Annotated in this window: 15 protein-coding genes; 8 read left to right on the top strand and 7 right to left on the bottom strand. The window is 66.3% G+C overall.

The features are described 5' to 3' along the window. Positions 1-185: 185 nt before the first annotated feature. Positions 186-1,046 carry a 3-hydroxyacyl-CoA dehydrogenase family protein gene (locus AC5FRV_RS01370; RefSeq protein WP_493559331.1) on the top strand — a complete coding sequence of 287 codons (861 nt, stop codon included), beginning with the start codon at positions 186-188 and terminating at the stop codon, positions 1,044-1,046. A 514-nt stretch (positions 1,047-1,560) separates the two neighbouring features. Then, on the top strand, positions 1,561-2,727 hold the full coding sequence (locus AC5FRV_RS01365) for an acyl-CoA dehydrogenase (protein WP_493559330.1): 1,167 nt from the start codon (positions 1,561-1,563) through the stop codon (positions 2,725-2,727). A gap of 49 nt (positions 2,728-2,776) precedes the next feature. Here the strand turns inward: AC5FRV_RS01365 and AC5FRV_RS01360 are convergent, their stop codons facing one another. Genes AC5FRV_RS01360 through AC5FRV_RS01345 form a run of 4 tightly spaced genes read right to left on the bottom strand, consistent with a single transcriptional unit; the run spans position 2,777 to position 5,117 of the window. Then, positions 2,777-2,983: a hypothetical protein gene (locus AC5FRV_RS01360; protein ID WP_493559329.1), complete on the bottom strand. Its 207-nt coding sequence runs from the start codon at positions 2,981-2,983 to the stop codon at positions 2,777-2,779. Positions 2,984-3,019: 36 nt separating this feature from the next. Further along, positions 3,020-3,265 (bottom strand): hypothetical protein, encoded by a 246-nt coding sequence (locus AC5FRV_RS01355; RefSeq protein ID WP_493559328.1) that lies wholly within the window; start codon positions 3,263-3,265, stop codon positions 3,020-3,022. A 49-nt stretch (positions 3,266-3,314) separates the two neighbouring features. After that, a complete protein-coding gene (locus AC5FRV_RS01350) occupies positions 3,315-3,593 on the bottom strand; it encodes a helix-turn-helix transcriptional regulator (protein WP_493559327.1) in 279 nt (92 codons plus the stop codon). Between the two features lie 60 nt (positions 3,594-3,653). After that, a complete protein-coding gene (locus tag AC5FRV_RS01345) occupies positions 3,654-5,117 on the bottom strand; it encodes an HTTM domain-containing protein (protein WP_493559326.1) in 1,464 nt (487 codons plus the stop codon). Positions 5,118-5,232: 115 nt separating this feature from the next. On the opposite strand from AC5FRV_RS01345, the gene AC5FRV_RS01340 reads away from it, so the two are divergent. Continuing rightward, positions 5,233-5,520 carry a DUF7111 family protein gene (locus AC5FRV_RS01340; RefSeq protein ID WP_493559325.1) on the top strand — a complete coding sequence of 96 codons (288 nt, stop codon included), beginning with the start codon at positions 5,233-5,235 and terminating at the stop codon, positions 5,518-5,520. 142 nt (positions 5,521-5,662) lie between these two features. Beyond that, positions 5,663-6,418: an SIMPL domain-containing protein gene (locus tag AC5FRV_RS01335; protein ID WP_493559324.1), complete on the top strand. Its 756-nt coding sequence runs from the start codon at positions 5,663-5,665 to the stop codon at positions 6,416-6,418. 15 nt (positions 6,419-6,433) lie between these two features. Here the strand turns inward: AC5FRV_RS01335 and AC5FRV_RS01330 are convergent, their stop codons facing one another. Both AC5FRV_RS01330 and pan1 read right to left on the bottom strand, forming a co-directional pair. Further along, complete coding sequence (locus AC5FRV_RS01330) at positions 6,434-6,562, bottom strand: hypothetical protein (RefSeq protein ID WP_493559323.1); 129 nt, start codon at positions 6,560-6,562, stop codon at positions 6,434-6,436. Positions 6,563-6,764: 202 nt separating this feature from the next. Beyond that, positions 6,765-7,979 carry a proteasome-activating nucleotidase Pan1 gene (gene pan1 / locus AC5FRV_RS01325; protein ID WP_493559322.1) on the bottom strand — a complete coding sequence of 405 codons (1,215 nt, stop codon included), beginning with the start codon at positions 7,977-7,979 and terminating at the stop codon, positions 6,765-6,767. 188 nt (positions 7,980-8,167) lie between these two features. On the opposite strand from pan1, the gene AC5FRV_RS01320 reads away from it, so the two are divergent. From AC5FRV_RS01320 to rad50, 4 genes are all read left to right on the top strand, one after another. Continuing rightward, positions 8,168-8,437 carry a winged helix-turn-helix transcriptional regulator gene (locus AC5FRV_RS01320; RefSeq protein ID WP_089816811.1) on the top strand — a complete coding sequence of 90 codons (270 nt, stop codon included), beginning with the start codon at positions 8,168-8,170 and terminating at the stop codon, positions 8,435-8,437. 98 nt (positions 8,438-8,535) lie between these two features. Further along, entirely contained in the window at positions 8,536-8,952 is a 417-nt protein-coding gene (locus tag AC5FRV_RS01315) for a DUF7966 family protein (RefSeq protein WP_493559321.1), read from the top strand. Continuing rightward, positions 8,949-10,328 (top strand): DNA double-strand break repair protein Mre11, encoded by a 1,380-nt coding sequence (gene mre11, locus AC5FRV_RS01310; protein WP_493559320.1) that lies wholly within the window; start codon positions 8,949-8,951, stop codon positions 10,326-10,328. Before AC5FRV_RS01315 ends, mre11 begins: the two co-directional genes overlap by 4 nt. A gap of 43 nt (positions 10,329-10,371) precedes the next feature. Further along, the gene (gene rad50, locus AC5FRV_RS01305) at positions 10,372-13,047 is read left to right on the top strand and encodes a DNA double-strand break repair ATPase Rad50 (protein ID WP_493559319.1); all 2,676 of its coding nucleotides are present in this window, start codon (positions 10,372-10,374) and stop codon (positions 13,045-13,047) included. A gap of 28 nt (positions 13,048-13,075) precedes the next feature. Here rad50 and AC5FRV_RS01300 read toward each other — a convergent pair whose 3' ends face one another. Then, positions 13,076-13,498, bottom strand: a complete 423-nt coding sequence (locus AC5FRV_RS01300) for a DUF7346 family protein (protein WP_493559318.1) — start codon at positions 13,496-13,498, stop codon at positions 13,076-13,078. Between the last annotated feature and the right edge of the window lie 5 nt (positions 13,499-13,503).

Genomic DNA, 13,503 nt, shown 5'->3' with positions numbered 1-13,503 from the left:
GTTCTCGGCGACCGACCAAGTATTTTGTTACTGACATTTACTACGAAGCGAGTCAATACGCGTCAGGCGAGGCAGGAATTGCCAATATCCCCGGACGGAGCGGGTCTCGTGGTAGCAATTCACGCGGCCGATCTGCGTGCTCGTTCGACGGCACCTCTATACGACAGGCGAACGACCATTCGCGCATGAGTGAAGTCGACAGCATCCGGACCGTCGGCGTCGTCGGCGCGGGAACGATGGGCGCCGGCATCGCACAGGTCGCCGCGACGGCCGGATACGACGTGACGATGGTCGACGTCGAATCGAACCCGGTCGACGCCGGCTTCAACCGGATCCACGACAGCCTGGACCGACTGGTCGGCAGGGAGGAACTGACGCGCGAGGAGGCCGACGCCGCCCGGGACCGGATCGACGGGTCGACGGAGACCGAGGACCTGGGCGACGCCGACCTGGCCATCGAGGCCGTCGTCGAGTCGATGGACGTCAAGCGGGACGTGTTCGACGACCTCGACGACGTCTGTGGCCCGGACGCGATTCTGGCGACCAACACCAGCACCCTCTCGATAACGAGCATCGCCGAGGCCACCGTCCGCCCCGAACAGGTCGTCGGCCTCCACTTCATGAACCCCGTCCCGGTCATGCCCGGCGTGGAAGTCGTCGACGGCGAGAAGACCAGCGAGGAGACGCTCCGAACGGCCCACGAGTTCACGGAGTCCCTCGACAAGGAGACATGGGAGTCCGACGACAAGCCCGGCTTCGTGGTGAATCGAGTGCTGATGCCCTGGATCAACGAGGGCATCCGCGCCTTCGACGAGGGCGTCGCGACGAAGGACGACGTCGACCGCGGGCTCAAACTCGGAACGAACGTCCCGATGGGGCCGCTGGAACTCGCCGACCACGTCGGCCTCGACGTCTGCCTCCACGCCTCCGAGACGCTCCACGAGGAACTGGGCGACCGGTACAAGCCCGCCTATCTCCTGAAGCGGAAGGTCGAGGCCGGCGACCTCGGCAAGAAGACTGGGAAGGGGTTCTACGAGTACGACTAGAAGAGATTTCTCGGGGATGCGCTACCGCCGACGTCGTAACTCCTGACCACAGCCAGAAAGCCCCCGGTCTCTCCGGTCGGGCGACTCGCTGCGCGCCTCACTCACTCCGTTCGTTCAGTGCTTACGTCGTCGTCCTTCCCGGAGAGACCGGCCCCATTCAGTCCCACCCCTTTCTCCGGACTTCCCAGCCGAACCGGGTGGTATGAAAGGGGCGGCCGTCTCACCGAACCCCGGCGAAGTAAGCACGCGAACGGAGTGAGCGCGCGTGGTTCGAGAGAGCGGAGCTCTCTCGTCATCTGCTCACGGGCGCGAAGCGCCCGTTCGCATGGTTCGTGGGACTCTTCGAGTCCCACGCTCATCACGAAAATCTTCGATTTTCGGACGACAACGAGCCGCGGGAGGTGAGACGGGCGGGGCTTTCTGGTTGTAGTTGTGGCCGATTCCGTCGTTCTCGGAGCCACCATCCATAGATCGTAGGCGAACAATCAAGGCCCGTCCCGCGAGACCTGCTAGCATGGATTTCGCGCCGACGCAGGAACAGCGACAGATCCGGGAGATGGTCACGGAGTTCGTCGACGAGGAGGTCGTCCCCAGAGCGGCCGAAATCGACGAGACCGACGAGTTCCCACGGGACCTCGTCGACCAGATGGCCGACCTCGGGCTGATGGGGATGCCGATTTCCGAGGAGTACGGCGGTGCGGGGCTGGACTACCACTCCTACGCCATGGCGCTCGAAGAGATATCGCGGGGGAGCGGCGGCCTCGGCACCATCGTCGCCGCGCACATCTCCCTGGCCTGTAACATGATCTACGAGTTCGGCGACGAGGAACAGAAAGAGGAGTACCTCGTCCCGCTAGCCGACGGCGAGGAGGTCGGTGCGTTCGCCCTCTCCGAGGCGGGCGCGGGGAGCGACGTACCGGCGATGGAGACCACCGCTGAGCCCGTCGGTGGCGACGGCGGTAACGGCGACCCCGACGAATACATCGTGAACGGCGGCAAACTCTGGATATCCAACGGCTCCGTCGCGGACACAGTCGTCCTCTTCGCCAAGACCGACCCCGAGGCGGGGAACAAGGGGATTTCGTCCTTCCTCGTGCGGCCAGACGAGGACGACGGCTTCCACGTCGAGGGGACCGAACACAAGCTCGGCGACAAGGGGTGTCCGACGGCGGAGTTGCGATTCGACGACATGCGACTCCCGGCGGACCGCCGCCTCGGCGAGGAGGGACGGGGGTTCGTCCACGCGCTCAAGACGCTCAACGGCGGGCGGATCACCATCGCCGCGCGCGGCGTCGGCATCGCTCAGGCTGCCCTCGACGCGGCGCTGGAGTACGCCCAGGAGCGCGAGCAGTTCGACCAGCCTATCAGCGATTTCCAGGCCATCCAGCACAAACTCGCCGACATGGACACCAAACTCCAGGCCGCGCGCATGCTGATGCACAGGGCGGCGGACCTGAAGATGCGCGACGAAGACTTCGTGAAGGAGGCCGCCCAGGCCAAACTCTACGCCTCGGAGATCTCCCGCGAGGTCGCCAACGAGGGCATCCAGATCCACGGCGGCTACGGCTACACCAAGGACTTCCCCGCCGAGCGGTTCTACCGTGACGCGAAGCTCAACGAGATCTACGAGGGGACGAGCGAAGTCCTGCGGAACACCATCGCCGACCAGTTGCTGGAGTGACGGCCACGTCCTCATCGTGCCCACCGGCGAGAACGGGCCGGGACCGTATCTAGGTGAGCAGTTCCGAGATCGTGATGTTCCGGTATCGGATCCAGTATATCGTCAGTCCGGTCCCGATCATCCCGGACGAGATGGCCCACGGAACGTCGGTGAGCACGAACGCGAGCGCGACGACGACGGTCAGCAACCAGAACAGCATCGTCACGCCGTCGCCGCCCAGCTGGAGAAGCCGATCGAGTGGAGTTACGATTCGCATGGGTCGGCTGGTGCGTCCCCTCTTAAAAACCTCCGGTCAGGGCAACCAGAGCAACGCGTCAACGGTCGCCCTGACCAGCCAGAACCGCGTTCCGTCGGCGACGTACCGACTCGCGCTGAGCGTCGCCAGGAGCGCCCCGACGCCAGCGCCGAGGAGGAGCGCGATTATCAGCAATCGACCCGGTGCGAACATCTCGCCGACGCTCCACACGACGATGGCCAGACCGATAGCGAACGGCGCTGCGTCCGTGATTCCGTAGATAGCTGCCCGTCTCCGTCCCATGGCCGTCCGTCACGGAGGCCCGTGAAAAGTCATTCGTCGGTCGGTGGCCCTACTCGTCCAGGTGCTCGCCCATCCACTCGTAGTGTTCGCGCACGCGGCGTTCGCCCGCGTCCGTGAGCGCGTACACGTCCGCGATGCCGTCCTCGTGTTTCTCGACGAATCCCGAATCGACGAGCGCGGAGAGCGCGCCGTAGAAGCTCTTCGGGTCGATGCGTGTGTCGTAGTGGCGTTCGAGGCGGGTTTTGAGCTTCTGTCCCGCGAGTTCGCCCTCGTCGGCGAGGAAGACGCACACGTCCCGCCGCCGCCCGCTCTGGAGCCACCTGGTCATGGACGAGCGAAGGCAGCAGAGCCAGTAGTTCCTTGCGCTTCCCGTCGGCCGGCGCCGACCTCAGCAGTCGCCACGCCAGACGACGGTACTCGTGCGCCGGTCCGGGCCATCCAGCACAGACTCCTCGTCGACGCGTTCGAGCGTGACGGCGCGAACCTGCTCGTCACCGCTGGCGGACCAGCGACGACAGACGTCTCGCCCCAGCGCTGCCACTAACTGGTCGTCGTCTCCCCTGTCGACGTTCGAGGTGAACTTCCGCCAGCGTCCGCGCGGATACCTGTCGCGACCGTCCAGTGGCCCGCCCCAGCGGGCCGCCGAGACGTGACCGGACACGTTGCGTCCCGAGTCGAACGTCGCGTGCGCGACGTACCAGCTCTCCGACTCCGGCGGATTCCCGAACATGTTCCAGGACCGGTCCTCCACGGCCTCGGGTGTACTCGCCGGGGCGTCGACGAGTCCGACGGCGACAGCGTTGAGGAGGAGCATCGACGCCAGCAATCCAGCCAGAAACACTGAGCGCGCTGCTCGCGCCCGCTGTCCGACGGGGAGTTCCACACGACGGGGGTCGACCGAGGGGAGGCCAGTCCGGAGGCGCGTCCACACCGGTTCGGTGGCCGCCTCGACGCGGTCCCATACCGACGGGGGAAGGAAGGGGAGTAACGCAGTGAGGGAGACGAGCGGGAAGATACCCAGGTCCATCGTCAGAAACATGCCGACGTGTCCCGACGCGAACAGCGTTGTTAGCAGGAGTCGGGCCCGGCCGGTGACGACGAGGAGCAGCGGCGAGATGCAGAGCAGTGCGAACCAGCCCAGCGCGGCGAGTTCGAGCAGTGTCGGGTACTGCGCGACGACGGAGGCGAGGCCGACGGTGAACTGGTCCAGTTCGAACACGTACCGGATGGCCTCTCCCCGGGTCCAGGCGTCCGTCCGGAGTTTGAACGCGACGTTGGCGAAGTACACCAGCACCACCTGCACCAGCAACGCCGCAGTCGCGACGGTCGCTATCCACCCACCTCCATCGTCGTCGGTGTCGGCACTGGCCACGGTGTTGGCGTCGATCGCCCACCGGGCACCGAGCGGGAGGAAGAGTCCCCAGAACAGCAGCCTGCGGAACAGCACGTCGCCGGCGTTGAGGACCATCGGATTGCGGGCGTGCATGGAGACGAGGAAAACGAGAGAGGCGAGCGTGGCGAGACGAGTCCGGTAGCCGACTAGAACGGCCGTCGCGAACGCCGCGGCAACCAGGAACAGGACGGCCTGCACCCAGACCTCACCGGAGATGGTGTGGATGGACACCGAGCCCATGGTGGGGTACTGGCGGGCCAGGGCCGTCCGCGTGAACACGCCGACGTCGCTGTAGAAGGTCGTGAGGTCGCGCGCTCGCAGGACGAGGTCGAGTAACAGCAGCGTCCCGAGGGAGATGCGCAACGCGGCGAGGGCTCTGGGGTCGACGCCGAACCGGCGTTCGAGCCCGTCGCGAACCCGGGCGAGCGTCGACGAACCGGCAGTCGTTCGTTCGGTCACGGAAAGGTTCTCGGATGATATCTGCCCACGTCGGGTGAAAAGTCTTCTACTCCTGCGTCGGGTCCTCGGCCGCGGACCGACAGCTTTCACTCCCCCGACGTCGAACTCCCACGCAATGACCGACGCGGAGGCGAATGCGAACGGCGTGACGGCCCGCTACTACGAGACCGACACCGAGCGCGTCCTGGCGTTCGAGGGGGACGGCGACGGCGCGACGGGCACCGCCGCCATCGCGCAGAACCGCGAGGGGTACGCGATGCTCAAGGTGCGACCGACGGCCGACGGCGACGAACTCGAACGCTACTACGGCTTCGACATGGCGCTGGACCACGCCGGCGAACTCCTCGGGGTCGACCCGACGGCGCTGCCCGTCCCGGACGCCGCCAGCGACATGGGAATGTAGGAGGCTCCGGCGACGGGAATCGGGCGCGTAGATTCGGCTTACCGCTACTTCCGTTCGCTTTCGGTCGAACCTCCCGAGCGCGAGAACCGGCCCATCGGACTTGGCCACGCATAACAAAACCGGATGCGCCGGACGTGTGACTATGGAATCAGCGCACCGGTCGGCGATCAGCGTCGTCTTCGTCCTCCTCCTCGCGGGGGCGATGACGGCCGTCGCGGTCGCGCCGGAACCCCAGGCACAGACCGCCCAGGCCGGGAACGCGACCGACTCGACGACGACGATCTCCGTCTCGGCCGCCGGCGACGTCCAGGCCGAACCCGACGTCGCGGTCCTCCACCTCGAATCGGCCGCGACCGCCGAGGAGCCCCAGACCGCCACCGACCGCCTCGCCGCAAACACGTCGCGACTGCGGAACGCACTCCTCGACGCTGGCGTCTCCGAGGACCAGATCCGGACGACCGACTACAACCTCTACGACGCCTCCGATCGCGGTGGGCCCGAGCAGACGCCCAACCAGACCCGATACGTCGCCCAGCAGGGGATCGCCGTCGACGTGACGAACACCAGCCGCGTCGGCGAACTCGTGGACGTCGCCGTCGCCAGCGGCGCGACCGGCGTCCGCAACGTCGAGTTCACGCTCTCCGAGGAGTCCCAGGCCGACCTCCGGAACCAGGCCCTCGAAGAAGCGATGGGGAGCGCCCGAACCCAGGCCGAGACCCTCGCCGCGACCGAAGACCTCCAGCTAACCAGCGTCAGCTCGATTTCGACGAGTTCCGAGGGGCCCCAGCCGTTCGCCTCGCAGGACGTGGCCCCGCTCGAAGCCTCGGGCACCCAGATAGACAGCGGTCCAGTCACCGTCCGGGCGACTGTCCAGGTGACGTACAACGCGACCAGCTAAGGAGCGATTTCCGTTTCAGATGAGCACGTAGGGAACGAGGAACAGCAGCACGAACAGGACGAGCAAGATCAGTCCGTAGCCGGCGGCCGTCGCGACGGCCGTCAGCCACGATGGGTGGTCGAACTGCTCAGTGACACTGGGCATACTCGTAGTTACCCGTGATAGGCCTTAGTTGTGGGTCTCCAGAAGAGAGCGTACAGGTTGGGTAAGCATACTGCGCCGAACGGAGTGAGGCGCAGTTTCCCCGGAAGCGCCGAAGGCGCTTCCGTCTTTTTCCCCGACGTTTTTCGAGGAGTGGTTCGATCGCGGCGAAGCCGCGACTCGAACCCGACGACGAAAAAGGTCGTTAGGCGAAGGTCTTCGAGACGTCCTCGTCCTCGTCCTCTTCGGCCTCGATCTTCTCCCAGGCGTTCCGGAAGTCGTCCATCTGGACCTCGGTGCGGTCGTCGCGGATAGCGAACATCCCGGCCTCGGTGGTGATGGCCTTGACGTCGGCGCCGGAGACCTCGCCGGCCTCGTCGGCGAGGACCTCGAAGTCGACGTCGTCGGCGACGTTCATGTTGCGCGTGTGGATCTTGAAGATCTGGACGCGGCCCTCGTAGTCGGGCTTGGGGACCTCGATGAGGCGGTCGAAGCGGCCGGGCCGGAGGATGGCCCGGTCGAGCATGTCGAAGCGGTTGGTGGCGGCGATGATCCTGATTTCACCGCGCTCGTCGAAGCCGTCCATCTCCGAGAGCAGTTGCATCATCGTCCGCTGGACCTCTGCGTCGCCAGAGGTCTTGGAGTCGGTCCGCTTGGCGGCGATGGCGTCGATCTCGTCGATGAAGATGACGGCGGGCTCGTGCTGGCGGGCGAGTTCGAAGAGGTCGCGGACGAGCTTCGAGCCCTCGCCGATGAACTTGTGGACGAGTTCGGAGCCGGCCATCTTGATGAACGTCGCGTCCGTCTCGTTCGCGACGGCCTTGGCGAGCATCGTCTTGCCGGTGCCCGGCGGGCCGTGGAGGAGGACGCCCGACGGCGGGTCGATGCCGACGTCCTCGAACATCTCGGGGTGTTCCAGCGGCATTTCGACGGTCTCGCGGACCTCGTCCATCTGCTCCTCGATGCCACCGATGTCGGCGTAGGTGACCTCGGGACTCTGGTCGACCTGCATGACCCGGGCGCGCACGTCCGTCTCGTCGTCGAGAGACTTCACGATAGAGAGGGAGTTGTTGACGGCGACGCGGCTGTCCGGTTCGAGCTCCGAGCGGAGTTCGTCGGTGACCTCGGTCAGGGCCTCCTGGTTGTTGCCGTGTTGCTTGATGACGACGCCGTCGTCGGTCATCTCCTGGACGGTGGCGACGAACAGCGGCGACTGCTTGAGCTTCTTGTTCTCGTGGGTGAGCCGCTCGAGCTTCTGCTGGTACTTGTTGTTCTCCGCGTTCGCGTCGAGGAGCTTGTCGCGCATCTCCTCGTTTTGCCCCTCCAGCACCTCGAGACGTTCCTGGAGTGACTCGATTTTCTCTTGCTGCGACGTGTCGTCCTCGTACGGCATATCCACGTCGTCGACGGTGTCAGTCATTACCCCTCGCTAGCGGGTCAGCCATTATGAGGTTTCGGGTCGGGTCATCGGCCGACAGTTGCGCTATCGCCGGTTCGAAGGGCCGACGAGGAACGAGCCAGCGCGCGAGAATATTACCGCAACATTCCCAACAGTCATAAATTCGAACGGGAAATATTATTAGGCTGTATCCGGTACGGGAGAGTACCATGAGTGCACCCGAGGCGACGACCGCCGACGCGGAGCCCGCCGAGGCCGACTGGAGCGCCGTCCAAGAGTTACCTCCCAGCGCGAAACTCGTCGCGAAAGTACTGGAGTACGACGGTACGCTCACCCAGAGCCAGCTCGCCGACGAGACGCTCCTCCCGCCGCGGACCGTCCGCTACGCGCTGAACCGGCTCGAAGACGTCGGCGTCGTCGATTCGCGGTTCTCCTTCGCAGACGCACGCAAGCGCATCTACACGCTCACGATCGAGTGACCGCGCAAACCATCGAGTGACCAGCCCGCCGCCACGAGAATCCGCCGACCCGCATCCGTCGACGAACCTTTTTCAGTGATCACGCGCCAACTCGCTTCATGTCCGACGACGCCGTCCGACGAGCACTCGCGAACCTGGCGCACTCGGTCGATTCTGAGTCCGAGACGGTCGATGTCTCGGGCTCGGACGAGCAGCCGGGAACGTACCGCGAAACGATCGAGCGAGCGAACGCCGCCGTCGACGACCTGGACGCGGCGGCGGAGTTCGTCGAAGAAAACGGCGTCGAGGAACTCGAACGCGCCGTCGAGCGAGCGGAACAGTCCGTGAGCGCGTGCGCCGAGGACGGTCAGCGCGCCCTCGCCGCGTTTCGCGAGTTCAGGGAGGCCGCCGATGGCACCGGCGCGAGCGAAACGAACTGGGATAGCAGCGACGACCACGAGGTGGCCGACGCCGACCACTTCCACCCCGGTCACGGAACCTCTTTAGGAAGTGGTGACTTAGGCCCGAGCGAATGACGAGGGTGATACACACCGGCGACACCCACCTCGGGTACCAGCAGTACCACGTCCCCGAACGCCGGCGGGACTTTCTGGCGGCGTTCCGGCAGGTGGTCGACGACGCCGTCGCCGACGACGTCGACGCGGTGGTCCACGCCGGGGACCTCTTCCACGATCGACGCCCGACGCTGTCGGACATCATGGGCACGCTCGACGTGCTGCGGAACCTCGACGACGCGAACATTCCGTTTCTCGCCGTCGTGGGCAACCACGAGGCAAAGCGCGACGCCCAGTGGCTCGACCTCTTCGAGTCGCTCGGCCTCGCCACGCGACTTGGCGACGACCCGGTGATACTCGGCGACACCGCCTTCTACGGGCTAGACTTCGTCCCGCGGTCGAAACGTGACGACCTCGCGTACTCGTTCGAGGACCACGACGCCGACTTCGCGGCGCTCGTGACCCACGGGCTGTTCCAGCCGTTCGAACACGGCAACTGGGACGCCACCGAGATCCTCGACGGCGCGAGCATCGACTTCGACGCGATGTTGCTGGGGGACGACCACGTCCCCGACACGGCCCAGGTCGCGGACACCTGGCTCACTTACTGCGGGTCGACCGAGCGCGCGAGCGCGGACGAACGCGAGGACCGGGGGTACAATATCGTCACCTTAGACGACGACGTCCAGATCAGTCGCCGCGGACTGGACACGCGCGAGTTCGTCTTCTGCGAGGTCGACCTGGCCGAAGACGAGGGCGTCTCCCGCGTCCGGGAGGCCGTCGGTCAGTACGACCTGACCGACGCCGTCGTCATCGTCCACGTCGACGGCGACGGCGAACCAGTCACCCCCGCCAGCGTCGAGGAGTTCGCCCTGGAGGAAGGGGCCCTCGTCGCCCGTGTCACAGACCACCGGGAACTGGCCGACGACCGCGAGGTCGAGGTGAACTTCGCCGACCCCGACGACGCCGTCCGCGAGCGCGTGCGCGAACTGGGCCTCAGCGAGGCCGCCCGGGACATAGACGAGACCATCCGGGCCTCGAAAGTCGCCGACTCGAACGTCGCCGACGAGGTCGAATCACACGTCCGGGAGCTCGTCGACGACGAGGACCTGTCGGTGTTCGACGCGGCGCCAGCGCCTGCGGGTGAAGAAGTCGAATCCGGCGACGAGGAAGCAGGGGCCGTCGCCGAGGGCGGAGACGCCACGGAAACCGACGCCGGGGTGGACGGGTCGACCGCGGCCGAACAGGTGGCGACCGCCGCGGAGGCAGATGGCGGTACCGAAAGCGACGGGAGTTCGCCAGCCGACGAAGCGGCCGACGATTCAGAGTCGACCAACGAGACGCGACCGGAACCCGACGCCGGGGACGGCCAGTCTTCGATGGAGGAGTACCTGTGATCCGGAATCCCGTGACCCGCTGTCCGACGGGAGGTGAGGCCTGATGCGCTTCACGCGCGTCCGGGTGGAGAACTTCAAGTGCTACGCCGACGCCGACCTCCGCCTCGACCGCGGCGTCACGGTCATCCACGGACTCAACGGGAGCGGCAAGTCGTCGCTGCTGGAGGCCTGTTTCTTCGCGCTCTACGGGTCCAAGGCGCTGGACGAGACGCTCGAAGCCGTCGTCTCCATCGGTGCCGAAGACGCGGAGGTCGAACTGTGGTTCACCCACGCTGGCGGGGACTACCACGTCGAACGGCGGGTTCGCGTCCGGGACGAGCGCGCCGTCACGGCGAAGGCCGTTCTCGAGACGCCAGAGGGAACCTACGAGGGTGCGCGCGCCGTCCGCCAGCGGGTCACCGACCTGCTCCGGATGGACCACGAGGCGTTCGTCAACTGCGCCTACGTCCGCCAGGGCGAGGTCAACAAGCTGATCAACGCCTCGCCCGGCGAGCGCCAGGACATGCTCGACGACCTCCTCCAGCTCGGGAAACTCGAGGAGTACCGCGAGCGCGCCAGCGACGCTCGCGTCGGCGTGAAACGAGTCCGAGACGGAAAGCGAGACGTCCTCGAAAATCTCGATCAACAGATCGAGGCCAAGGAGGACAAAGAGCTCCACGAGCGACTGAACGAACTCGGCGGCCAGGTCAACGAGGTCACCGCGGAGAGAGAGCGCATCGAGGAACAGCGCGAACAGGCTGTCCAGACTCGCGACGACGCCGCGTCAGTTCTGGAAGAGTACGAGGAGAAGCGGGAGGAACTGGACGAACTCGAAGCAGAGATAGCGGAACTCCTGGACACTATCGCCGAGACCGAACAGGAACGCGACGAACTGAACGAGCGGATCCGCGACCGCCGGGAGACGCTCTCCGAGAAGCGCGACGAACTGGACGACGCCGTCGCCGAGAGCGACGTCGAGGCGGCCGACCCCGAAACGGTCGAGACGAAAATCGACGAACTCGAGGCGACCGACGACGACCTCCAGGAGCGGATCAAGGAACAGAGCGTCGAGGCCCAGGAACACAACAGCACGGCCGAGTCGCTGGGCGAACAGGCCCAGGACCTCGAATCGCGCGCCGACGCGAAGCGCGAGGAGGCCGCAGACACCGAGACCGAACTGGCCGAGGCACGCGAGGAGATCGAGAAGAAACGGGCGCAACTCGACTCCCTCGACGAGAAGGTCGAGACGTTATCGGCCGAGTTCGACGACGCGCCCCCCGACAGGGAGTCGGTCGGCGAGCACCGCGAGGCGGTGGCGAGCGAACTCGACGAAGCGCGCCAGACCGTCACGGAGCTGGAGACGACGCTCGAGAACGAACGCGAGGCGCTCGAAGAGGCGGAACGACTCCGGGACCAGGGGAAGTGTCCCGAGTGCGGCCAGGACGTCGATGGCTCGCCCCACGTCGAGACGATCGACGAGGACAGAGAGCGTATCGCGGAACTGGAGGCGGAACTCGAATCTGCCGCCGAGGAGCGCGACGAACTGGAAGCGAAGCTCGAACGCGCCGAGGCTCTCGCCGAGACCGCCACGAAGCTCGACCAGCTGGAGACGAACCGCGAGACGGTCGAGACGCTCGTCGAGGAGAAGGAATCCGGCCTGGGCGACGACGAGGAGGCCATCGAACGGCTCCGCGAGGAGGCCGAGGAACTGGAGTCGACGGCCGAGGAGAAGCGTGCGGCCGCCGCCGAGGCCGAGGAGTCGGCCGAAGCGTGCCGGAGCGTCGTCGCCGAGTGCAACCAGGAACGCCAGGAGGTACGGGAGCGTATCGATCGGCTGGAACGGGTTTCGACACTGCTCGACGAGGTCGAGACCCTGGAGGAGGCGCTCGAACGGCTGCGCGAACAGCACGACCAGAAGGGCGAGATCAACGACGAGCGCCGGGAGCGGCTGGCCGACAAGCGCGAGCGGAAGCAAGACCTGGCCGAGCAGTTCGACGACGAGAAGGTCGAGCAGGCCCGGAGTGAACGCGACCGGGCGACCGAGTACGTCGAGAAGGCCGACGCGAGACTGGAGGAACTGGGGGAGCGCCGGTCGGAGCTACAGAGCCAGGTCGGCGCCGTCGAGAACGAAATCGAGGAACTGGAAGGGCTGCGGGAACGGCGCGAGGAGCTCTCGGAAACACTGGAACGGCTCGAATCGCTGTACGAGGAGGCCGACGACCTCCAGGAGATGTACGGCACGTTGCGGGCGGAGCTCCGCCAGCGTAACGTCGAGACCCTCGAACGGATGGTCAACGAGACCTTCGACCTGGTCTACCAGAACGACTCCTACGCCCGCATCGAACTGGACGGCGAGTACCAGCTGACCGTCTACCAGAAGGACGGCGAGGCGCTCGACCCCGAACAGCTCTCCGGCGGCGAGCGCGCGCTGTTCAACCTGAGCCTGCGCTGTGCGATCTACCGGCTGCTCGCGGAAGGGATCGATGGCGCGGCCCCGATGCCGCCGCTCATCCTCGACGAGCCGACGGTGTTCCTCGATTCGGGCCACGTCACGCAGTTACTCGACATGATCGAGTACATGCGCGACGACGTCGGCGTCGAACAGATCGTCGTCGTGAGCCACGACGAGGAACTCGTCGGCGCGGCGGACGACCTGGTGCGGGTGGCAAAAGACTCGACGACCAACCGGTCCTCGGTCGAACACGTGGAGACCGGCGTCGTCGCCGAACTGGCCGACTAGGGTCGAGACGGCCTGTCAAACGGGTCGATTAGTCCCGCAGTCGTGCGAGCGCGTCGTGGCCCTCGTCGGTGATCCGGTAGCCGCGACGGCCGGCGACGTCGGTCTCTTCGACGAGCCCGGCGGCGCGAAACTCCGCCAGAAGTCCGTGGAGGTCGCTCTCGCAGAGGTCGTACGCGTCGAGGAGGACGTGGACGTCGAGCGGCCCACGGTCGTCGACTTCGACGAGGAGGCCGAGGGCGCGGCGGTCCGGAACGGCAGTGACGAGACGGCGGGCGGCCTCGGGAAAGGCATTCGCAGCCGTCTCCAGGGGCGACTCGCCGTCGACCGGTTCGAGTTCGTCGTTCGGGACGTGGCGCTCCTCGCCCGTTTCGGGGTCGCGGACGCGGCTCGACTCCGAGGACTCCTTCAGGAGGAGATAGCGGGCGCCGTCGGCGTCCCGGACCGTTCGCATAACGC

This window comes from Halomicrobium sp. HArcel3 (assembly GCF_058933135.1).
This window is presented reverse-complemented; position numbering and strand designations above follow the sequence as displayed.